The sequence below is a fragment of the Escherichia sp. KTE114 genome, from assembly GCF_000407765.1.
Taxonomy (GTDB): domain Bacteria; phylum Pseudomonadota; class Gammaproteobacteria; order Enterobacterales; family Enterobacteriaceae; genus Escherichia; species Escherichia ruysiae.
Map to the genome: position 1 here is coordinate 3,893,497 of NZ_KE136626.1, position 22,717 is coordinate 3,916,213.

Consider the following 22,717-nt stretch of genomic DNA (forward strand, 5'->3'; position numbering starts at 1 on the left):
TTACCCCCGAAAGCGGTCTTGATTCTCAAGGAACCACTGGTAAGTGCTGGCAAGCCCCGCTTCTAGTGAGATTTCGTGATACCAGCCAAGCTGATGCAGGCGCGTCACATCCAGCAGTTTGCGCGGCGTACCATCCGGTTTGCTGGCATCAAAAACCACCCGACCTTTAAAGCCCACCACTTTGGCGATGGTTTGCGCCAGCTCGCGAATGGTGCAGTCAACGCCAGTGCCGACGTTAATGTGCGACAGCATCGGCTGGGTATTTTCCAGCCAGACTTCGTGCGCCAGCTCCATGACATGAATGCTCGCCGCCGCCATATCATCGACGTGCAGGAATTCACGCATCGGTGTACCGCTGCCCCACACCACCACGTCCGGCGCATTCTGTGCCGTCGCCTCGTGGAAGCGACGCAGCAATGCAGGGATCACATGCGAATTACTCGGGTGGAAATTGTCGTGTGGCCCGTACAGGTTGGTCGGCATGACTGAGCGGTAATCGCGTCCGTACTGGCGGTTGTAAGATTCGCACAGTTTGATCCCGGCGATTTTGGCAATGGCATAAGGCTCGTTGGTCGGCTCCAGCGTGCCCTGCAACAACTCGCTTTCTGCCATCGGCTGTTTTGCCAGTTTCGGGTAGATACAGGACGATCCGAGAAACAGCAGTTTGTTCACGTCGTTCTGATGTGCGGCGTGAACGATGTTGCTCTCAATCATCATGTTCTGATAGATGAAATCCGCCGGATAGGTGTTGTTGGCGACAATGCCGCCCACTTTTGCCGCCGCCAGATAGACCTGATCAATGCGCTCGCGGGCAAAGAAATCATGCACCGCGCGGCTGTCCAGCAGGTTCAGCTCGTCGCGGGTGCGTAATACCAGTTCCACATCACCGCGCTGTTCAAGCTGTCGCCTGATGGCGGAACCGACCATCCCGCGATGGCCAGCGATAAAAATGCGTTGTTTACTCATGCTTATGACTCCAGCGCGATCGCCACGTCGTAGCCGTGAGATTTCAGCAGAGAGTGTTTTTTCGCCGCTTCGAGGTCATTAGCCACCATTTCAGACACCATCTCTCTGAGGGTGATTTCCGGTTTCCAGCCCAGTTTTTCGTGCGCTTTGGTCGGGTCGCCGAGCAGCGTTTCAACTTCAGCCGGACGGAAGTAACGCGGGTCAACGGCGATAATCACATCACCCGGTTTAACGCCCGGCGCGTCATGTCCGGTGACGGAAACCACAATGCCCTTCTCTTCAACGCCCTTGCCTTCAAAGCGCAGTTTGATGCCCAGCTGTGCCGCCGCCATTTCCACGAACTGACGTACGGAATACTGAACGCCGGTAGCAATAACGAAATCTTCCGGTTGTTCCTGTTGCAGCATCATCCACTGCATTTTTACGTAGTCTTTGGCATGGCCCCAGTCACGCAGGGAATCCATATTGCCGAGGTACAGGCACGACTCCAGCCCCTGGGCGATGTTGGCGATTGCGCGGGTGATTTTGCGGGTAACGAAGGTTTCGCCACGGCGCGGGGATTCATGGTTGAAGAGAATACCGTTACAAGCGTACATGCCGTAGGATTCGCGGTAGTTAACGGTGATCCAGTAGGCGTACAGTTTGGCGACCGCATACGGAGATCGCGGGTAGAACGGCGTGGTTTCTTTCTGCGGAATTTCCTGCACCAGACCATACAGTTCAGAGGTGGAAGCCTGATAAAAACGGGTTTTCTTTTCCAGACCGAGGAAGCGGATCGCCTCCAGCAGGCGCAGCGTACCCATCGCATCAACGTCTGCGGTATATTCTGGTGACTCAAAAGAGACCGCAACGTGGCTCATTGCGCCCAGGTTGTACACTTCGTCCGGCTGCACTTCACGCAAAATGCGCGTCAGGTTGGAGGTATCACTCAGGTCGCCATAATGCAGATGGAATTTCGGGTTGCAGGTGTGCGGATCCTGATAAATGTGATCCACGCGCTCGGTGTTGAATGACGATGCACGACGCTTAATACCATGCACCTCGTAACCTTTCTCCAGCAACAGTTCTGCCAGGTAAGAACCATCCTGTCCGGTTACACCGGTGATGAGAGCGACTTTTGACATGTCTTATTCCTCTGTATTTTTTAAATATATTCAGTTTCAACGCGTTCGCGTATCATCACTGCGGGATTACCCCGGCAAATGGCATTTGCCGGAAGCGATTTAAAAACACTGCTCCGCGCACCCACGACGGTGCCGTCGCCAATCGTGACGCCGGGGGCAACAAAGACATCGGTTGCCAGCCAGCATTTCTCGCCAATCACAATGGGCGTGGCGTTAATGATGAAATGTCGACTTGCATGATCGTGGCTGCCGGTGCATAAATAACTTTTTTGCGATATCACCGAATGCGCGCCAATGGTTATTTCACCGAGGGTATATAAATTGACCTCATCGCCGACCCATGCGTAATCACCTAAGGTTAATTTCCACGGATAGGTAATTTTTACTGACGGACGAATAACTACGTTTTTTCCTATTTTTGCGCCGAATAAACGTAATAAAAATGCCCGCCAGCGATACAATATTTGTGGCGACCAGGCAAATATTGTTGCCTGTACCGCCCACCATAATTGCACTTTAATAGCATTGCTGCCCCGGAACCCTTTCGGCACCGAGAAACCACTTAAATCTTGCATTGATATTCCTTATATTCAAAGTTTGTTATATAAGGCTTTAGTCTTACCCGTCGTACGCTGGCGTAAATGCCAGGATAATTCTGCCCAGAAGCCAGGCACATGTAATATCTGCCGTTGGACTTTTTTCGCGTCGGCACACAATTCCATATTATTGGTGGTAGATACTCCACCCATGGAAAATTCAGACACCAGGCCATTGAGTTTTTTAAATGCATAACCAGCTTTATACATTTTGGCCGCCAGCGCATAATCTGAAGAAACTTTATATTCCAGGTCATAACGCCATTTTTTCAATCCGGATACCGGGAAAAATATCGCCTGATGACTGGCGGGCAGGCTGTGATAAATATACCAGCCCGGTTTGGCGCTACGTTTAATTTTATGCCCGTCGCCAAAATCCAGCAGCGCATCGCCGGTGATCATCACGTTATCTTTTTGCAGTTTTAACTTACGAACAAAATTTGCGGCATCCTGATGAAAAATATCACCCGAGTTGAGAAACAGCGCAAACTTGCCTTGTGCCATTTCAATACCTTTGTTCATGGCGTCGTAGATACCGTTATCTGGCTCGCTGACGAAGCGTAGGTTATAGACACCATTGAGATTTTCCAGATACTCACGGGTGCCGTCATTGGAGCCGCCATCGACTACAATCCATTCGAAGCAGATATCGCCCGCCTGCGCCAGATGCGCCAGCGAGGCGTGTGTTTTGACTATCCCTTCCAGGTTACGAAACGCGACAGTGATTATGCTAAGCAACATGTTTTACCTCGTAATACCCGTCATACTTCAAGCTGCATGTGCGTTGGTTTTCCTCGCTCACCCCAGTCACGTACTCGTGTACGCTACTGGGGACTCGCTGCGACACCAACTTCCTGCAACTCGAATTATTTAGGGTATATATTTAACGCTTTTCGCAAAATAAACGGACAGACGATTAAAAATGCATATTCCGGGCTAAATATCGAACCGGTAAAAAACAGTGATACCGGCGTAAAAAGATAGAGCTGCACGCGAAAATTGCGATTATCGCCAAAAGCGTTGAGCATCATTTTTATCACTTTCCCCATGTACCACAGTGATAAAAACACCGCGAACCAGGAAAAATAAATAATCAGCAGATACAAACCATTGTCTATGGTTTTTCCGACATCCGCACCGTTAAATATTCCGAATGATGCGACATATTCATAAAGTGAGCCAAATCTGACTACACCGTCAATATGGGTCAAAGAATAGCCGACCATCACCAGCGGACCGACAATACGATAATACGATGACGATCCTTCCGTACCTAAATCTCCCAGACGGGTGGAAATATAAGGAAAAGCAATTACCACACCAACCAGGAATACAGCCAGAGAAATCAATGCTAGCGGTAACTTTTTCTTAATCGCCTCTTTATTCAGATACTGAAATGCCCACTCCAGCAAATAAAACAGGATAAAGGTCATAACCCCTGAAAACGATCCGGATAATATTATTCCTGCGAGAATCATAGCATCTGTTTTAGGCGTTTTGATACCAAACTGTTTGATGCTGAGCCAAATTGAGATTAATGCCAGAGCGAAAAATGCCGGTTCGAAATAAAGTGCTGTCGTACGCTTGCCGCCGAATTTGATGAAATTCAGTACATAGCTGTTGCTGTAAATCAGATATTTCGAAATCGACTCCATAATACTGCTGCCGCCGGTGAGGATAATTTGCGCCATCTCCACCGCCGCCACCACCACCACCAGCCCGACCACCAGATAAAAGAAACGTAATATCTTGCGATGGTTGTGGGGCGAAATCGTTTTAAAGCGAATACTCCACACCATACCAATAATGATCACAATATAGACAAACAGCATGGTTGAAGTGACATATTTACTGGCATCCAGCGACTGACCAAACAGGTAGTTGAACGCCGTGAGCCCCGCGCCAATCCCTAAGGCAATCATCAATTTTTTAACGCTGATGCGTTCTAAAAACAGCAATAACAAGACGGGTAAAAAAGTGACGATGGTGATGGGGAAACTTTCGCCAAGCTGGGCGATTTTGACGTTAACCAGCAGGTAAATCAGCGGCAGCAGCAGGTAGCTACAGATTCTGATAGACGTTGACATACTCCTCCAGCATCTGTTGTCCACTGTAGGCGGCGCGGCTGCGCTGGCTGAACCCGGTCAGCGTGGTGCCAAATATCGCCTGCGCGATTTCCGGTTTGCTTAACTGCACCAGTTGCAGCACGTCTTCTTCGCTGACGGTTTTACCGCCGGATTTTTGCAGCACTTCCCGCGCTGCATCGCTATGGGTGGCGATCACCGGCACGCCAATCGATAACGCCTCACACAAAATCAGCGGGTAGTTATCGACGCGAGAACTGAAGACCAGCGCGTCCATTTGATTGAGCGCGCTCATTAGCTTACGTTTGTCGGTTTCAAAGCCGTGATTAACCACATTACCAGCGTTGAACGGCGAGAACTTACCGAAAGTATGCAGTTCGATTTTGTCGCCCAGCGCCATCATCTCGCGCACCAGTTGCTGGTTAGTTTTGCCGTCGTAACGCAGGTCATGCGCCACCACCGCGATTTTCGGCTTGCCCTGGGTTTCGCGCACCGGTGGCAGTTCCGCCAGAATGGCTTCGGTTGCCATATCAATGCCGTTATTGATAATCCGGCAGCGCCCTGGACCGTACAGGCTATTGAAAGCGTCAGCCACATGCTGGCTGGGGGAAATAAACTGACAGCCCAGCGCCAGCATCTCGCGGAACAACTGGCGTTTGCCCGCCACCAGCTGGTGTGCGCGATCAATCTTCACCGGCGGATAGTTATTTAGCGTCGGGCATTTCTGGCAGCCGGTTTTCCAGCCTTCGCAACCGTCGGTAAAGGCGCAGCGTCCGGTAACGCTCCAGTGGTCGTGCAGCGTCCAGACCAGGGTGACATCCGATTTGTGGTTTTTCACTTTTTCGCAAAAGCGCACCACACTGTTAAGATTCAACCAGTAGCTGTGCAGCACATGAAAATGCAGAACTACCGGCCCCGACGTGCGGGTAATAGAACGGTACAACTCATTGAAATTGCCGAACAGATCGCGATTAAACAGACGAAACAGGGCAATGTTCGCCATCGCCGTCATCCGAGGCGTATGTTTGATGACCTGCGGATAGTTTTGATGGCTGACGCTCTCTTTGCCGCCTTTGCCGTAGCCGTAGACAAAATGTGACGCCAGCCCCTGTTGCAGCGCGCGCTGGTGGAGATCTAACGCCACACCTGCCGCTCCGCCTTCCGCCAGTCGCACATTAAATTGCAGAATATTCATTTAATTACCTTCACTCGCGCTTTTTCTCCCACCACCAGCGCGTTGTCCGGGACAGAGTCGAGCACCACGCTGCCCGCGCCCACGGTGACGTTGTTACCAAGCGTGATATCACCAAGAATAATGACGTTGGCACCGAGTTCGACACCGTTGCCAATTTGTGGACATGCCATGTTATCTGCACCCCGATTGCCGATGGTGACGCCGTGGCGAATGGTGAAATCATCCCCCGCGACCACGTTTTTATTGATCACCACGGCGTAACCGTGATGGATAGTAAAGCGTCGGCCAATGGTCGCGGCGGCCTGGATTTCATAACCGAAAAAGCATTCGGTGATAATGCGATACAGCACCAGCAGCGGGGCCGCCCACAGATTGTTTAGGACGTTCTTTTTGCGCCAAACCGAACAAAAATGAGCAACACGATAGGCAAGAACCATGCAGCACGGGCGTAAACTCCAGCTATTGGCACGCAGATCTTCCAGCATCTTTAGCGCCCCCGTATGCCATCAGCCAGACGTTTGCCGTTACGCACCGACAGCAGCGTCAACAAAGTCCGCCAGGTCATGCGTTTATTGCGGATCTGGTAGAGGGTAAACAGCTGATATTTTTTGCTGGCGCGGTCAAATTTGTCTTTGTGCTTGCGGTAAAAATGGAAGTATCCGGAGAATTTTTTCGGTGACGAGGTGATCTGCATTTCGCCGTGATTGATATGCAGGATCTGCGTCGCCTCTTCCACTTTCCACGGTTCGCCGTACTCCACTACCATTCGCAGGAAGATGTCGTAATCCTGTGCTGCTTTCAGTTCGGTATCGAACAAACTCTCTTTGAAACGCCACGCCCAGGTAAAAACCTGGTTGCCGATGATATTGCGTTTGTAGAACAGGCGGCGTGAATAGGGTGATTTGGGATACAGCGGCAAACTTGCCGGTTGGGAATAAACTTCGCCCTGGCAAACATAGTCGTTAGCGTACAAAAAGGCGTGAGTGACCAGTTGCTGTTTATGGGCGAGGAAGACGCTCAGGCGGTTGGGCGTCCATTCATCATCGTCATCGATCCCGGTAATGTATTCCCCTTGCGCCAGCATAATCGCCTGGTTACGTACCGCGCACGCCCCGCTGTTAATGTCGTTGTGAATGTAAGTGATACGCGGATCGTTGAGGGCGGTGACGTATTGTTGCAGCTGTTCCCAGGAGGTGGAGCAATCATCCACGATGATCATCTCCCAGTTGCTGTAGTCCTGGCGCAGGACCGATTTTATCGCCCGAATCGCCAGTTGTTGGCGGTTCCAGGTTGGCATATAGATTGAGATCAGCGGATTTTCTTTCATAGGTTATTCTCCCGGAGTGTCGAGATGTTCTGCCGGTTTATAAGCTTGTTTACGGGTTCTGTTGCCGGATGCGGCGTGAACGTAGGTCGGATAAGATGCGTCAGCATCGCATCCGACAGCGGATCTCGTTATTTCGCATCCGACTTATATTCGTATTCGTAATAGCCATAATCCTGATACGCGCTGGCGCGGCGGAAGATGGAGTTCAGAATCACCCCTTTCACAGGAATACCGTTTTGCTCAAAGCGGCTCAGACTGGTTTCCACTTCTTTTAAGGTGTTGACCGCATAACGCGCTACCATCAACGTGGTTCCGGCGTGACGGCCAACAATCGCCGCATCGGTTACTGCCAGAATCGGCGGCGTATCAATCAACACCAGGTCGTAGTTTTTACTCGCCCAGCTCACCAGTTCGGCGAAGCGTTCGCTCATCAACAGTTCAGAAGGATTCGGTGGCACCTGACCGCGCGGGATCAGGTCAAATTTGGCAATAGAGGTCGGTTTAGCAGCGGTAGTAATATCGCCCTGACCAATCAGAATTTCCGACAGGCCATTAACGTTATTAGTGCCCAACAGCTCGTGGGTGTAGCCTTTACGCATATCGCAGTCGATCAACAACACCCGTTTATTGGTCTGACTGATCACCGCCGCCAGGTTAGCGCAGACAAAGGTTTTACCAATTGACGGGCTAACCCCGGTCATCATCAACACATTGTTCTGCGCCTGCATCATCGCGAAGTGCAGACTGGTACGCAGACTGCGGATGGCTTCAATCGCCAGATCGGTTGGATTCCCCACCGCCAGTAGCTGGCTCTGTTTATAGCGTTTAATCCCTTTGATGGTTTTGACGCTATCGCGCGCTTTCTGCCATTCCGACAGCGGAATGCTGGCATAGACGCTGATACCGTGTTCTTCCAGCACCTGCGGGCTTTCGATGCCGCGATTAAACAGCGAGCGCAGTAGCACACCAACAATGGAGAGCATCAGGCCAAGAATAATCGCGCCAAGAATAATCAGCCCTTTCTTCGGTTTCAGCACGCCAGGCTGGGTGATTGCCGGGTCAACAATGCGCACATCGCCGACGGTGCTGGCCTCGGTGATTTTCAGCTCCTGCTCTTTATTCAGCAGTTGCATATAGACCTGCTGACCAGACTCGACATCGCGAGTCAGACGCACAATTTCCTGCTGGGTTTTCGGCATTGCCGTTACGCGACCGTTAAGTTTGGCTTTTTCGTCTTCCAGTGCCTGACGTTTCTCCAGCAAAGTACGGTACGCCGGGTGAACTTTGGTGAACAGCTTAGAAATTTCCGCCTCTTTAAAGGTCAGTTCGTTCAGCTGCGCGTCGATGTTCACCATCGAATCGAGCACCGCTTTTGCTTCCAGCGGCAGATCGACAGAATCTTTATCCTGACGGAAGGCATTCAGTTTGTTTTCGGCGACATCAAGGCGGCTGCGCACTTCTGGTAACTGTTGCGCGAGGAAAGCGAGGCTTTTCGACGCTTCCGCCGATTTGCGCTCAATATTTTGTTCCTGATAGTTACGGGCGATGCTATTAAGAATGTCGCGGATCTGTTCACGATCTTCACCGGTGTAAGTGAGGCTCAGTACGCCAGCGTCTTTGCCGTTCTCTGTTACCGTCAGGCTGTTTTGCAGTTGATTGATCATCCCCAACGTGGAGTATTTGGTGACGGTAAACTCACTGCCCGGGCTGGCGTGAATGGCTTCAACCATCAGCGTGACGCCTTCTTTTTTCAGCATCTGGCCCGCTTGCCCACGGGCGCTAAAGCCGCCATCACTGCTCAAAGTGTAGGTTTTGTTGTCCAGCACATTAAGCGTAAACACCTGATCCGCCATCTCTTTCGGGCGGTTAAAGGTAGTCACTTTCACCGTCTCATTCTGACGCCCCATCAGGCGATCCCAACCTGCACCGAAGACAGGGAAGGTGTTTTTACTCACCGCAATATCGAGGTCAAGATCGTCCACCGTTTTACCGAGCACCAGGCGCGAACGAATCAACTGGATCTCGGCGTCCGAGGCTGGCGGTTTGTTAGCTAACGCCGAACCAATGTCCTGCACCAGCGAATTGCCGCCGCTTTGTTCGATTTGTACCAGCGCGTCTGCGCTATAAATCGGCGTGGCGAAGAAGGTGTAAATCACAGCACAGAGGGCGAACACGGCGGTGATGCCAATCACCCACCAGCGCGCTTCAATGACGGTGCCGACCAGGCGACCAATATCGATTTCATCACTGCCCGTTACCGGAGCGGCATGTTGTTTTACTTTTTCTGTCATTCTTATACCTGCTCTGCGTTCAATGCCTGCGCCCACTGGCGGGCAGACCGTTCAAGTAATGTGTACACCGCTGCAAACGTTTCCCGGCTTTTGCGATACGGATCGGGAATTTCACATTCGTTATCCCAGTGACCAAACAGCATCACTTTGCCGCGCATCTCGGGTGCCATCTCGCATAAGCGTTCGATATGGCGCTTTTCCATGGTCAAAATCAGGTCATAGTTGCGACACAGGCGGCGGCTGATTTGACGGGCACAGTGGCCTTCCAGAGAGAGTTGATGCTCGGCGGCGACGCTGATAGCGGTAGGATCAGCGCCCTTACCGACCAGCGCGCCGAGTCCAGCGGACTCCACTTTTAGCTCCGGGTGATAACGTTGCAGTAAGCGTTCCGCCGTCGGGGAACGGCAAATATTGCCGACACAGACAACTAAGATGTTGTTAAACATGACGATTACCAGTTATGAATGTCGCTGGCTGTATCCGTCATGTAGCGGACACCGCTAATAGTTGGCAGCAACTGATTGATCAGACGGTTCCAGCGGGAAACCGGGGCGGTGGTGACATACACCACGTCATAAGGTTGCAGGCGGAATTCTGTCGCCATCACCAGCGACGTGGCATCGGACATATCCAGCTGGTAGATATTGGCAATCTTGCCGTTACGCCCACCCTCGCCTTTCAGCGGACGAATGACAAAGATGCCGCTGGCGTTGGAGGTGGTCATGTCGATACCTTCGGCATTGCCCAGAGCTTCAGTCAGGGTCATGCCGCTAAAGTCCATTTTCAGGGTGCTCTGTTTCTTCACTTCACCCATCACAAATACTTTCAGATCATCATTACGCGGCACGTAGAGAATATCGCCTGGGTAAAGCAGTCGGTTCTGATTGAGGTCGCCGTTTTGCATCAGCGCCTGCAAAGAAATGCGTTCTTCACGACCATTGTGTGTCAGCACCACGTTGCGCCAGTCAGCGGTGTCTGTCAGGCCACCGGCGGCGTTAATGGCGTCGAGAATAGTCAGCGGTACGTTGGTGATGGCCTGCTGACCGGATTTATTCACCTGACCTGAGATATAGGCTTTTTGTGAGCGGAAGGCGGCGATATTAACGTCCACCTGCGGGTCAGCGATGTACGTCGCTAAGCGGCTGGTAATATCACTGCGGATTTCAGCGAGCGTTTTCCCCACCACGTGAACCTTGCCGATATACGGGTAGAACATGGTGCCGTCAGGCTGTACCCAGTTGCCAGTGTCGCTGGAGCTGCGGTACTGACCTGCGGGCGTGGTAAGTTCCGGGTGATCCCAGACGGTGACATTAAGAACGTCGCCCGGCCCGACGCGATACTGGTAATTCGCAATCTCGCTTTCCAGCGTCATATTGGGGCGCGCCACGTTCGGGCGTGGGCGTAATTGATCAATCAGGCGCGGGGTCAGCGGATAAACATTCACCATTTTGTCGAGGTCGAAATCAGCGTCCTGCTGTTTGATGACGTCTTTACCCAGCGTAGACATATTACTGCCCGGAAGTACTGTGCAACCGCTTATCAAGGTTACTGACACCAATAATGGCATCAATTTCATTTTGGATTTCATCATTGTTTATTTATCACTTTGGCAGAGTAATTATCCTGTGCATTATTTATCGACATGCACATTTACCTTGCAGCTAATTGAATAAGAATTTAACTGGCATCAGTCCTAAAAAAATTGATTTCATCCGCAGGCTATTGACAGAATAATTCAGACTGGTCTTTCAGGCATCCAGACACGCTACCGCCCCTGGCTTTCTAGCTACCAATACACTGATTTAGTTTGGTTTTTAAAACCCTCTCAGCATACAGTCGTTGATGAGAAAGGGTTATTCAGGAAATTCATTTTCCGAATATAAGGTAGCATTATGGTAATTGAATATTGGCTCCCCAATAATGCAGGAGGAAGTGTTACAGCTAACGGAATAGCAGGCAAGGTAACAATTCGACAATTGGCTATTTTTAAGAATTATATTAAGTGTCATCCAATATGTTTTTTAGGAGTTTCTTTAGGTTGACAACAATTAATATTGCGTCTCCACATGCGATATTTCTTAAATAATGTTTTATTATTACCACTTTTAATTCAGGGATAATGCAATGTTATAGTTCTCAAATAAAGTTAGATAAATAGTGCTGCAACATTGCATTTTTGCCCTGATTTATCCATGATCGAATTGTGACATTTGTCATACAACGAATAGGTATTGCACTTACTATGGAATGGATTGCCGATCCGTCTATCTGGGCCGGGTTAATCACGCTGATTGTGATCGAACTGGTCCTCGGCATTGATAACCTGGTCTTTATTGCCATCCTCGCCGAAAAACTACCGCCGAAGCAGCGTGACCGCGCACGAGTTACCGGGCTGCTGCTGGCAATGTTAATGCGCCTGTTACTGCTGGCGTCAATCTCCTGGCTGGTCACCCTGACTCAACCGCTGTTCAGCTTCCGCTCGTTTACCTTTAGCGCACGCGACTTGATCATGCTGTTCGGTGGTTTCTTCCTGCTGTTCAAAGCCACGATGGAGCTGAACGAACGGCTGGAGGGGAAAGACAGCAATAACCCCACGCAGCGCAAAGGTGCGAAGTTCTGGGGGGTGGTGACACAAATTGTGGTGCTGGACGCCATCTTCTCACTCGACTCGGTGATCACCGCCGTCGGGATGGTCGACCATTTGCTGGTCATGATGGCTGCCGTTGTTATCGCTATCAGCCTGATGCTGATGGCAAGTAAACCGTTAACGCAATTTGTTAACAGTCACCCGACGATCGTTATTCTCTGCTTAAGTTTCCTGTTGATGATTGGCTTTAGCCTGGTGGCGGAAGGTTTCGGATTCGTCATTCCGAAGGGCTATCTGTACGCCGCGATTGGTTTCTCGGTGATGATCGAGGCGCTCAATCAGTTAGCCATCTTTAACCGGCGACGTTTTCTTTCTGCTAACCAGACGCTGCGCCAGCGGACTACCGAAGCGGTAATGCGCCTGTTAAGCGGGCAAAAAGAAGATGCGGAACTGGATGCCGAAACCGCGTCCATGCTGGTGGATCATGGCAACCAACAAATCTTTAATCCGCAGGAGCGGCGGATGATCGAGCGGGTGCTTAATCTTAACCAGCGTACCGTCAGCAGCATCATGACCTCGCGCCACGATATTGAGCATATCGATCTCAACGCGCCGGAAGACGAGATCCGCCAGTTGTTGGAGCGCAATCAGCACACGCGTCTGGTCGTTACCGACGGCGATGACGCAGAAGATTTGCTCGGTGTTGTTCACGTTATCGACCTGCTACAACAGTCGCTGCGCGGCGAACCGCTCAACCTGCGTGTGTTGATTCGCCAGCCGCTGGTATTCCCGGAAACCTTGCCGTTGCTACCTGCCCTGGAGCAGTTCCGTAATGCCCGCACGCACTTTGCTTTTGTGGTGGATGAGTTTGGCTCGGTAGAAGGGATTGTGACATTAAGTGACGTCACCGAAACCATTGCCGGTAACTTACCGAACGAAGTGGAAGAGATCGACGCCCGTCATGATATTCAGAAAAACGCCGACGGTTCCTGGACGGCGAATGGTCATATGCCGCTGGAAGATCTGGTGCAATATGTGCCGCTGCCGCTGGATGAAAAACGTGAATATCACACCATTGCCGGGCTGCTGATGGAATATTTACAGCGTATTCCAAAACCTGGTGAAGAAGTTCAGGTGGGGGATTATTTGCTTAAAACGTTGCAGGTGGAAAGCCATCGCGTGCAGAAGGTGCAAATTATTCCGCTGCATAAGGATGGCGAGATGGAGTACGAGGTGTGATGGTATGTAGGCCTGATAAAACGCGTAAAGCGTTGCATCAGGCCTACAAATTATGTCATCTGGAAACTTACATCTTCTCCAGCAACTTCTTCACATCTTTGCCATTGCGGGAATCTTTATTGCGCTCAGCCCAATCGTGCAGGCGACGTTTGGCTTCATCCTGTAAGTGTTTGCGCAGTAACTGATCCACTTGCAGGCTGTAATTGAGTTGCTGCCAGTTGCCGTAAACCCGCAGCGGAACCGGTGTTTCTTTGAGGAAATCAATCAGTTTGCTTTCCCCGTTCCAGCCACCAACGACTCGAATGTCAAACTGGGTATCGCAGGTCTGCTCTGCCAGATTCAACGAGCCTTCCCCTGTCAGAGCCAGCACTGGCGATTGACCTTGCATGTCGTTTAACGTTACGAGGCCATTATTTAGCGTGAGATCGGTCGTAAAGCGGTCGAGACGAGTCACATTATCGAAGTTTTCAGCGGCCTTCACATCACCGCCGTTACGTTCTACCGCTTGCTGAATCATCTGCTGGAAGTTCATCCCTTCCATGCGCGTGTCGGTCATTTCAACATGCGCTTGCCCTTGCCAGTTGTGGCGGAATGCTTCGGCATCGATGTCAGCGCCGGAGAAATCACCAGCTAGCGACATTTTTCCGGTTAACGAAATCGGATAGTTAAATGCCTTCAGAATGGTACTAATCTCGACATTCTCCAGCCGAGGTTGAAAGGTTATCTGCGGATGTTTTGCCGTCGCGTCCAGCGTCCCCGGCAGCGATATCTGTCCACCGTTGAGTTTGCCTTGCAGTTGGGTGATTTCCAGCAAACCCGATTTATTGGTCATTTGCGTAGCAACATCAGTAAAATTCATCCCGCGCCAACGCACGTTACTGGCCTGCAACAAAATATCAGCCGCAAAACCTTTCAACCCCTGATAGGCCGGTTCATCAATACGCGAGGAAATAACCGGACGCGGCAGCATTGGCTGGTTTTGCCCCTGTTGCGTGGTTCCGTTTTCACTGTTAACGGCTTCATTAAGCGGTATGAGATTATCAAGATTCAGTTGCGAAAACTGCAATCTTAACAACCATTCTGGCTTTTCAGTCAGCGTGACCTGCGCCTGCCCACTAAGTGTGCTGTCATTCGCGGTCAAATTGATTTGATTAAATGAAAGGCGTTTATGTGACTCTTGCCACTGGGCCTGGAAGCTCCCCTGCCCCTGAATACCTTGCTGTGGTAGATCTGCGCCTTGCAGCTGCCAGCTAATTTGCTCAATGGCTGCGGTTAAATCATGTGGATAATCAGAAGCATCCACCGTGCCTTTGAGGGATAACGTGAGATCGCGCTGATCGCGATTAACCCGCCCGGAGAACTCAAACGAGCCACGATGCTGTGGATCTTGTTCCATTTGCAGACGGATGTTGCGAATTGTCACCTGCTCGTCATCTTCATGCTGGAACACCAGCAGACTGTCCGCCACTTTCAGACTGGAGATATCAAACGACCAGCCGCGATCTTCTGACAGATCCGGCAACGTATTGTCGCGCGGCGCAACGGGTGCATCGTCACGACGAACCGCTTCCGACTGTGGCGTAAGTTGAATTACCGCGCCTTTCAGCATCACCTGCTTAACGCTCAGTTGATGACTCAACAACGGCAATAACGCCACATCAAGGCGCATATTATCGGCGCGCACCAGTGGCTGGCTCGCCCCCTGGGCAGTGAGGGACATTCGCCCGGAGAGGATACTAAGCTGCGGCCAGACGTGCCAACGCAGTGGCCCATCCAACTGCAATTGATAACCGCTACGTGCAGCAACCTGCTTGACCATATAGTCGCGGAAATCATTCGGATTCACCAGCAACACTAACGCAGATAATCCGGCCACCAGCACGACCAGGATTATCATCAGCGTCGTCAGAAATCGTCTCATGGTATCCTCAATGAGCCTGAATTAGTCTTTATCGATTCGGCTGGCAACCGCGCCCTGCTGGTTGCGATATTTCGCATCTTCACGGCGGTTGTATGGCCGCGCCGCCGGGCCGGAAAGTGGTTCAAAACTTAACGCGCCAATTAACATGCCCGGACGCAGCGCCAGCGGCAATTTACCGGAGTTGTAAAACTCCAGCACAATGCAGCCAGACCAGCCTGGATCGATACGGTGCGCGGTAACGTGAACCATCAGCCCCAGACGCGCCAGTGAGGAACGCCCATCCAGCCATCCCACAAGATCGGCTGGCAGCGTAACCGACTCCAGCGTCACCGCCAGCGCCAGTTCCCCTGGATGGAGATAAAACGCCTCGCCCTCGTCGAGCACGATTTCATCGCTCATCACCCGATCGAGCGCGGCGCTCACTTCATCTTTGGGACCGCTCAGATCGATAAACGCTGCCGTGTGACCACGGAAGGTACGAAACTTATTGCCCAGGCGCACATCTACCGTCGCGCCATTAATACGCTCTACCGGCGGACGTGGGTTGATCGACAAACGGCCTTCATCAAGCCAGGCTTCAATATCTCGGTCACACAGACGCATGGCATTTTCTCCTTTCGTGCATCACTCCCTTAACGCTAGTTACGTCAAGGGCATACCAGGTTATCACTGAACGGTACACAATTTATCAAGCTTATTCAAAGAACTGACTTATTTTCGCTTTCAATATATCGATCGCGATGCGGTTTTTACCACCGCGTGGCACGATAATGTCCGCATATTGTTTTGAAGGTTCAATGAATTGCAGGAACATCGGACGCACCGTTTTTTGATATTGCGCCATCACGGAATCCATCGAACGCCCACGCTCGTTAACGTCGCGCTTGATGCGGCGCATCAGGCAGATATCCAGCGGGGTATCAACGAAAATTGAGAAGTTAAGTTCGTCACGCAGACGCGCATCCGTCAGCAGCAAGATGCCTTCGAGGATAATGACTTTCTTCGGCTCAACCTTCACCGTTTCTTTCATACGCGTATGTTCAACGTAGCTGTAAACCGGCAGGTCGATAGCCGAGCCGCGTTTCAACGCTTGTAAATGCTCAAGCAGCAGACTGTGATCCATCGCGCTCGGATGGTCATAGTTGGTCTTAACGCGTTCTTCCATCGACAGATGGCTTTGATCTTTGTAGTAACAATCTTCCGGAATAACGCCGATGTGTTCATCACCCACTTGTTCACGTAATTCACGATAAAGGGTACTGGCAATGAGACTCTTGCCGGAAGCCGATGCGCCAGCGATACCGATAATGACGCACTGATGAGACTGATCAGTCATAAATTTAGCGACCTGATTAACCTGGATGTTAGGAAGGGGGCGCCGAAGCGCCAAACGCGGCAATTATAGGGATTTCATCCGCCTGATACCAGTCGAATAGCGTTGCCGCACACTTAGAGTTAAGTGTTGACGATCAATCCCCTGACGCAAATTTAATTGTTCGGTTTTAAAGCAAGGTAAAAAATGTTGTGCAAAGTTGCACAAATTATCCGCCATTACGTCACTTTATGAACAATCCGCATATAAAATGTAAAACTTTTGTACTAGCATAAATACAAATACTAATACTGACGACCTGGTCATACGGATAGAGCGGTAATGAGTAAACCATCACAACGTGTTTTAATTACCCTGCCTCATCCCCTGCTTCACCTCATCAGTTTAGGTTTAGTCTCATTCATCTTTACCCTTTTCTCGCTTGAGCTTTCACAGTTTGGTACGCAACTTGCGCCACTCTGGTTCCCCACGTCCATTATGATGGTGGCATTTTACCGCCATGCCGGGCGGATGTGGCCGGGAATCGCATTGGCCTGCTCGCTGGGGAATATCGCCGCATCCGTGCTACTGTTTTCTACCAGTTCGCTGAATATGGCGTGGACGGCAATCAACATTGTTGAGGCCGTAGTGGGGGCAATGCTGCTGCGGAAATTGCTGCCGTGGTATAACCCACTGCAAAATCTGGCTGACTGGCTACGTCTCGCATTTGGCAGCGCCATCGTGCCGCCAGTATTGGGGGGCGTGCTGGTTCTCCTGCTGGTATCAGACGACGATCCGCTTAGAGCGTTTCTAATCTGGGTACTTTCCGAATCAATCGGCGCACTGGCGCTAGTACCGCTAGGCTTGTTATTTAAGCCACATTACCTGCTCCGTCACCGTGATCCACGGCTGTTGTTTGAAACACTATTAACATTAGCCATCACGCTGACGTTAAGCTGGCTCTCGATGCTATATCTACCGTGGCCTTTTACTTTCATTATTGTGCTGCTGATGTGGAGCGCCGTGCGCCTGCCACGGATGGAAGCCTTTTTGATCTTCCTCACCACTGTGATGATGGTGTCGCTGATGATGGCGGCCGATCCGACTTTACTCGCCACGCCGCGAACCTACTTGATGAGTCACGTACCGTGGCTGCCATTTTTACTGATCCTGCTGCCCGCCAACATCATGACCATGGTGATGTACGCCTTTCGCGCTGAACGCAAGCATATTTCAGAAAGCGAAACCCGCTTTCGTAACGCTATGGAATATTCCGCCATCGGCATGGCATTAGTGGGCACCGAGGGGCAATGGCTGCAATCCAACAAAGCTCTATGCCAGTTTCTCGGTTACAGCCAGGAAGAGTTGCGCGCCCTCACCTTCCAGCAACTTACCTGGCCGGAAGATCTCAATAAAGATCTACAACACGTTGAGAAGCTAATTAGCGGTGAAATAAATACCTACTCGATGGAGAAACGTTATTACAACCGTAATGGCGACGTTGTCTGGGCGCTGCTTGCCGTCTCGCTGGTGCGCCACACCGATGGCACGCCGCTCTACTTTATTGCGCAGATTGAAGACATAAACGATCTTAAACGCACCGAACAGATTAACAAACGCCTGATGGAACGGATAACGCTGGCTAATGAAGCGGGTGGGATTGGCATCTGGGAGTGGGAACTGAAGCCGGATATTTTTAGTTGGGATAAGCGGATGTTCGAGCTATATGAAATTTCACCACATATCAAACCGAACTGACAGGTATGGTATGACTGCGTGCTGCCGGAAGATCGCCAACACGCCGAAAAAGTGATTCGTGATTCATTACAGGCTCGCTTGCCCTTTAAGCTGGAATTTCGCATCATCGTGAAAGACGGTATTCGTCATATCCGCGCCCTCGCCAATCGGGTGCTGAATAAAGAAGGCGAAGTCGAACGATTGCTCGGTATTAATATTGATATGACCGAAGTGAAACAGCTGAACGAGGCGCTGTTTCAGGAAAAAGAGCGCCTGCACATTACGCTGGATTCCATCGGCGAAGCCGTGGTCTGTATTGATATGGCGATGAAAATCACCTTTATGAATCCGGTTGCCGAGAAGATGAGCGGCTGGACACAAGAAGAGGCGTTGGGCGTTCCACTATTAACGGTGTTGCAAATTACATTTGGCGACAATGGGCCGTTAATGGAGAACATTTACAGTGCCGACACCTCGCGTTCCGCTATTGAACAAGATGTCGTTCTCCACTGCCGCAGCGGCGGCAGCTACGACGTCCATTACAGCATTACGCCGTTAAGTACTCTGGACGGCAGCAATATTGGTTCGGTACTGGTCATTCAGGATGAGACTGAGTCACGCAAAATGCTGCGCCAGCTTAGTTATAGCGCCTCCCATGATGCCCTGACGCATCTCACTAACCGTGCCAGTTTTGAAAAACAACTGCGAATACTGCTGCAAACGGTAAGCAGCACGCATCATCGACATGCACTGGTGTTTATCGATCTTGATCATTTTAAAGCGGTGAATGACAGCGCCGGGCACGCGGCGGGCGATGCTTTACTGCGTGAACTGGCGTCGTTGATGCTGAGTATGCTGCGCTCCAGCGACGTGCTGGCGCGACTCGGCGGTGATGAATTTGGTCTGTTGCTACCGGACTGTAATGTTGAAAGTGCCCGCTTTATCGCCACACGCATTATCAGTGCGATTAATGACTACCACTTTATGTGGGAGGGCCGTGTGCATCGGGTAGGTGCCAGCGCAGGGATTACCCTGATCGATGACAGCAATCATCAGGCGGCAGACGTGATGTCGCAGGCCGATATCGCCTGTTATGCTTCGAAAAATGGTGGGCGCGGTTGGGTGACGGTTTACGAACCACAGCAAACTGCTAAACATAGCGAACGGGCGGTGATGTCACTCGATGAACAGTGGCGGATGATCAAAGAGAATCAACTGATGATGATCGCCCACGGCGTCGCTTCACCGCGAATCCCGGATACGCGTAATTTGTGGCTGATTTCGCTTAAGCTCTGGAGTAGTGAAGGTGAGATTATTGATGAACTGGCATTTCGTCGTAGCTTCAGCGATCCGGCGCTCAATCACGCCCTTGATCGTCGGATATTACATGAGTTTTTCCAGCAGACAGCAAAAGCGGTTGCCAGTAAAGGCTTAAGCATCGCCCTCCCCCTTTCCGTTACCGGGTTAAGCAGCGCCCCGCTGGTGGATAAACTGCTTGCGCAACTGGAAAGTAGCCCCCTACCATCGCGGTTATTACATCTGATTATTCCGGCTGAAGCAATTTTCGACCACGCAGAAAATATGCATAAATTGCGGCTGGCAGGCTGCCGGATCGTGCTCAGTCAGGTAGGGCGCGATCTGCAGCTCTTCAACACACTGAAAGCAAATATGGCGGATTATCTACTGCTCGACGGTGAGTTATGCGCCAGCGTACAGGGTAATTTGATGGATGAGATGCTGATATCGATCATTCAGGGTCATGCCCAGCGACTGGGGGTGAAGACCATCGCGGGGCCAGTAGCGTTGCCGCTGGTGATGGATACGCTTTCCGGCATGGGTGTTGATCTGATTTATGGCGATGTCATTGCCGACGCTCAACCTCTGGATTTGCTGGTTAATAGCAGTTATTTCGCGATTAACTGAGTATTGCCTGATGCGACGCTGACGCGTCTTATCAGGCTTACAATTCGCTCATTCCCCAGGCTGGATAAGACGACCAGCATCATACTTCTTCTGGTTGCCAGCCTTCCGTATACCAGATATGCAACAGCGCATAAGAACGCCAGGGTTTCCAGCGTTCGGCATAACGGCGGATTTGTGCCGGCGTCATTCCAGGAAATCGCTGTTTAATCAAATAATCATCCGGCAGGAAAACATCTTTCGCTTGCCAGCCACGCAAGGCAAAATAATTTGCCGTCCAGCGCCCAATTCCAGGAAATGTTTGCAGCGTTTTCATCGCTAGCTCAACGTCGCCCGGCATTTTCATCGGTAAGGAGCCGTCCAGTGCCGCATTGGCTAAATGAATCAGCGCCTCTGCCCGTTTCAACGGCATCCCCAACCCTTTTAGTGCCATCGGGTCGGCTGCTGCCAGTCGTTGAGGTGTGGGAAAGCAGACATATTCAGGGAAATCATCCAGCCGTTCGCCATAAAGCTGCGCCACTTTGGCGGTCAGTTTTGCCGCCATCGTTACACTCACCAGTTGGCCTAAAATTGCGCGTACGCCCTGCTCAAAAGCATCAACACAGCCCGGTAAACGCAATCCGGGCCGCGCCGCGCCTAATTCGCCCAATGCACCGTTAACAATCTGCGGATTACATTGCAGATCAAACAGGCGGCTCATTTTCGCCAGGCACTCGGTCGCCACCGGTTCTAATCCCGAACTTACGTTCACTTGCAACGTATTATTTTTGCTATCAGGAACCACCGTTATCACGCCGCGATGTTCGCCCACCGCCAGACTACGGGCATAATAATTGTCCGCAACTGTTTCCACTCCACTCACCGCACGAGCGGCAAGAAATCCCAACATCCACGACCAGTCATACGGCGGCTGCCAGTTCAGGGTATACATCGCATCTCCTTTTTTATCCGCTTTCAGCATAAACGTTATTCAGACGCTGTGCTTTGCTTTCATATTCCGGTTGTCGCGACGGCAACATTTCGCTAAAGTCACGCCCCTTCTTCACCGGCATGGGGATTATTTCGTGTTTATTGGTTTTGATTACGGTACAGCAAACTGTTCAGTGGCGGTGATGCGCGACGGTAAACCGCAGATGTTGAAAATGGAAAATGACAGCACGCTGCTGCCCTCGATGCTTTGTGCACCAACGCGTGAAGCAGTAAGCGAGTGGCTGTACCGCCATCATGATGTTCCGGCAAACGATGATGAAACGCAGGCGCTGTTACGTCGGGCGATTCGTTATAACCGCGAAGAAGATATCGACGTCACGGCGAAAAGCGTGCAGTTCGGTCTTTCCTCACTGGCGCAGTACATTGATGATCCGGAGGAAGTGTGGTTTGTGAAATCACCGAAATCGTTCCTCGGTGCCAGCGGGTTAAAACCGCAGCAGGTGGCGCTATTTGAGGATCTGGTCTGCGCAATGATGTTGCACATTCGCCAACAAGCGCAGGCGCAACTGCCAGAAACAATTACCCAGGCGGTCATTGGTCGCCCAATCAACTTCCAGGGATTGGGCGGAGATGAAGCAAACGCCCAGGCGCAAGGGATTCTGGAACGTGCGGCGAAGCGTGCCGGGTTTAAGGATGTGGTATTTCAGTACGAGCCGGTAGCGGCAGGGCTGGATTACGAAGCCACCTTACAGGAAGAAAAACGGGTGCTGGTGGTGGATATCGGCGGTGGTACTACTGACTGTTCCTTACTGCTAATGGGGCCGCAGTGGCGTTCGCGTCTCGATCGTGAAGCCAACCTGTTGGGTCACAGTGGTTGCCGTATTGGCGGTAACGATCTGGATATCGCGCTGGCATTTAAACACCTGATGCCGCTGCTGGGCATGGGGGGCGAAACCGAAAAAGGTATCGCCCTACCGATCCTGCCGTGGTGGAATGCGGTTGCCATCAACGACGTACCTGCGCAGAGTGATTTCTACAGTAGCGCCAACGGTCGCCTGCTTAACGATCTGGTACGCGATGCCCGCGAGCCGGAGAAAGTCGCCCTGTTGCAGAAAGTCTGGCGGCAACGTTTAAGTTACCGGCTGGTGCGCAGCGCGGAAGAGTGCAAAATTGCCCTTTCAAGCGCAGCGGAAACCTGCGCGTCGCTGCCGTTTATCCGTGACGAACTGGCAACGCTGATTAGCCAGCATGGACTGGAAAGTGCCCTCAACCAGCCGCTGGCGCGGATTCTGGAACAAGTGCAACTGGCGCTGGATAACGCCCAGGAAAAACCAGACGTCATCTATCTGACCGGTGGTAGCGCCCGATCGCCGCTGATTAAAAAGGCACTGGCGGAACAGTTGCCGGGCATCCCGATTGCAGGTGGCGACGACTTTGGTTCCGTTACTGCCGGGCTGGCGCGCTGGGCAGAAGTGGTATTTCGTTAAA

General features: G+C 51.4%; 17 protein-coding genes and 1 pseudogene. 3 read left to right on the plus strand and 15 right to left on the minus strand.

Features of this window, described 5'->3' with window-relative positions; all coding sequences use genetic code 11:
* The 11 genes from fcl to wza all read right to left on the minus strand — a co-directional run bounded on the left by fcl (position 1) and on the right by wza (position 11,174).
* Positions 1–966, minus strand: coding sequence for a GDP-L-fucose synthase (gene fcl, locus WC5_RS02655; RefSeq protein WP_000043602.1), 966 nt, complete (start codon positions 964–966; stop codon positions 1–3).
* 2 nt (positions 967–968) lie between these two features.
* A complete protein-coding gene (gene gmd, locus WC5_RS02650; protein ID WP_000048205.1) occupies positions 969–2,090 on the minus strand; it encodes a GDP-mannose 4,6-dehydratase in 1,122 nt (373 codons plus the stop codon).
* Positions 2,091–2,110: 20 nt separating this feature from the next.
* Positions 2,111–2,665, minus strand: coding sequence for a colanic acid biosynthesis acetyltransferase WcaF (wcaF, locus tag WC5_RS02645; RefSeq protein ID WP_001153592.1), 555 nt, complete (start codon positions 2,663–2,665; stop codon positions 2,111–2,113).
* Positions 2,666–2,680: 15 nt separating this feature from the next.
* A complete protein-coding gene (gene wcaE, locus WC5_RS02640) occupies positions 2,681–3,427 on the minus strand; it encodes a colanic acid biosynthesis glycosyltransferase WcaE (RefSeq protein WP_000927078.1) in 747 nt (248 codons plus the stop codon).
* 125 nt (positions 3,428–3,552) lie between these two features.
* Positions 3,553–4,773 carry a colanic acid polymerase WcaD gene (gene wcaD, locus WC5_RS02635; RefSeq protein ID WP_000107837.1) on the minus strand — a complete coding sequence of 407 codons (1,221 nt, stop codon included), beginning with the start codon at positions 4,771–4,773 and terminating at the stop codon, positions 3,553–3,555.
* The gene (gene wcaC, locus WC5_RS02630) at positions 4,748–5,965 is read right to left on the minus strand and encodes a colanic acid biosynthesis glycosyltransferase WcaC (protein WP_001023869.1); all 1,218 of its coding nucleotides are present in this window, start codon (positions 5,963–5,965) and stop codon (positions 4,748–4,750) included. The genes wcaD and wcaC overlap by 26 nt, the downstream gene beginning before the upstream one ends.
* Positions 5,962–6,450, minus strand: a complete 489-nt coding sequence (gene wcaB, locus WC5_RS02625; RefSeq protein WP_000888743.1) for a colanic acid biosynthesis acetyltransferase WcaB — start codon at positions 6,448–6,450, stop codon at positions 5,962–5,964. The genes wcaC and wcaB overlap by 4 nt, the downstream gene beginning before the upstream one ends.
* A gap of 2 nt (positions 6,451–6,452) precedes the next feature.
* Positions 6,453–7,292 carry a colanic acid biosynthesis glycosyltransferase WcaA gene (wcaA, locus tag WC5_RS02620; RefSeq protein ID WP_000662439.1) on the minus strand — a complete coding sequence of 280 codons (840 nt, stop codon included), beginning with the start codon at positions 7,290–7,292 and terminating at the stop codon, positions 6,453–6,455.
* Positions 7,293–7,420: 128 nt separating this feature from the next.
* Positions 7,421–9,583, minus strand: coding sequence for a tyrosine-protein kinase Wzc (gene wzc, locus WC5_RS02615; protein WP_000137095.1), 2,163 nt, complete (start codon positions 9,581–9,583; stop codon positions 7,421–7,423).
* 2 nt (positions 9,584–9,585) lie between these two features.
* Positions 9,586–10,029, minus strand: a complete 444-nt coding sequence (wzb, locus tag WC5_RS02610) for a low molecular weight protein-tyrosine-phosphatase Wzb (RefSeq protein WP_000482901.1) — start codon at positions 10,027–10,029, stop codon at positions 9,586–9,588.
* A gap of 5 nt (positions 10,030–10,034) precedes the next feature.
* A complete protein-coding gene (gene wza, locus WC5_RS02605; RefSeq protein WP_000978081.1) occupies positions 10,035–11,174 on the minus strand; it encodes a polysaccharide export protein Wza in 1,140 nt (379 codons plus the stop codon).
* 651 nt (positions 11,175–11,825) lie between these two features.
* On the opposite strand from wza, the gene WC5_RS02600 reads away from it, so the two are divergent.
* Positions 11,826–13,409, plus strand: coding sequence for a TerC family protein (locus tag WC5_RS02600; RefSeq protein ID WP_000454700.1), 1,584 nt, complete (start codon positions 11,826–11,828; stop codon positions 13,407–13,409).
* A gap of 67 nt (positions 13,410–13,476) precedes the next feature.
* Here the strand turns inward: WC5_RS02600 and asmA are convergent, their stop codons facing one another.
* The 3 genes from asmA to udk form a co-directional block, all read right to left on the minus strand.
* On the minus strand, positions 13,477–15,330 hold the full coding sequence (asmA, locus tag WC5_RS02595; RefSeq protein ID WP_001252249.1) for an outer membrane assembly protein AsmA: 1,854 nt from the start codon (positions 15,328–15,330) through the stop codon (positions 13,477–13,479).
* Positions 15,331–15,351: 21 nt separating this feature from the next.
* Positions 15,352–15,933, minus strand: coding sequence for a dCTP deaminase (gene dcd / locus WC5_RS02590; protein WP_001234767.1), 582 nt, complete (start codon positions 15,931–15,933; stop codon positions 15,352–15,354).
* 91 nt (positions 15,934–16,024) lie between these two features.
* Complete coding sequence (gene udk / locus WC5_RS02585) at positions 16,025–16,666, minus strand: uridine kinase (RefSeq protein ID WP_000132077.1); 642 nt, start codon at positions 16,664–16,666, stop codon at positions 16,025–16,027.
* A 318-nt stretch (positions 16,667–16,984) separates the two neighbouring features.
* Between udk and WC5_RS0122755 the strand changes: the two are divergent.
* Positions 16,985–20,302: pseudogene (locus tag WC5_RS0122755) on the plus strand (diguanylate cyclase).
* Between the two features lie 79 nt (positions 20,303–20,381).
* Here the strand turns inward: WC5_RS0122755 and alkA are convergent.
* Positions 20,382–21,230 carry a DNA-3-methyladenine glycosylase 2 gene (gene alkA, locus WC5_RS02580; RefSeq protein WP_016231806.1) on the minus strand — a complete coding sequence of 283 codons (849 nt, stop codon included), beginning with the start codon at positions 21,228–21,230 and terminating at the stop codon, positions 20,382–20,384.
* A gap of 133 nt (positions 21,231–21,363) precedes the next feature.
* On the opposite strand from alkA, the gene yegD reads away from it, so the two are divergent.
* Positions 21,364–22,716, plus strand: a complete 1,353-nt coding sequence (gene yegD, locus WC5_RS02575) for a molecular chaperone (protein ID WP_000469764.1) — start codon at positions 21,364–21,366, stop codon at positions 22,714–22,716.
* The last annotated feature ends 1 nt before the right edge of the window (position 22,717 follow it).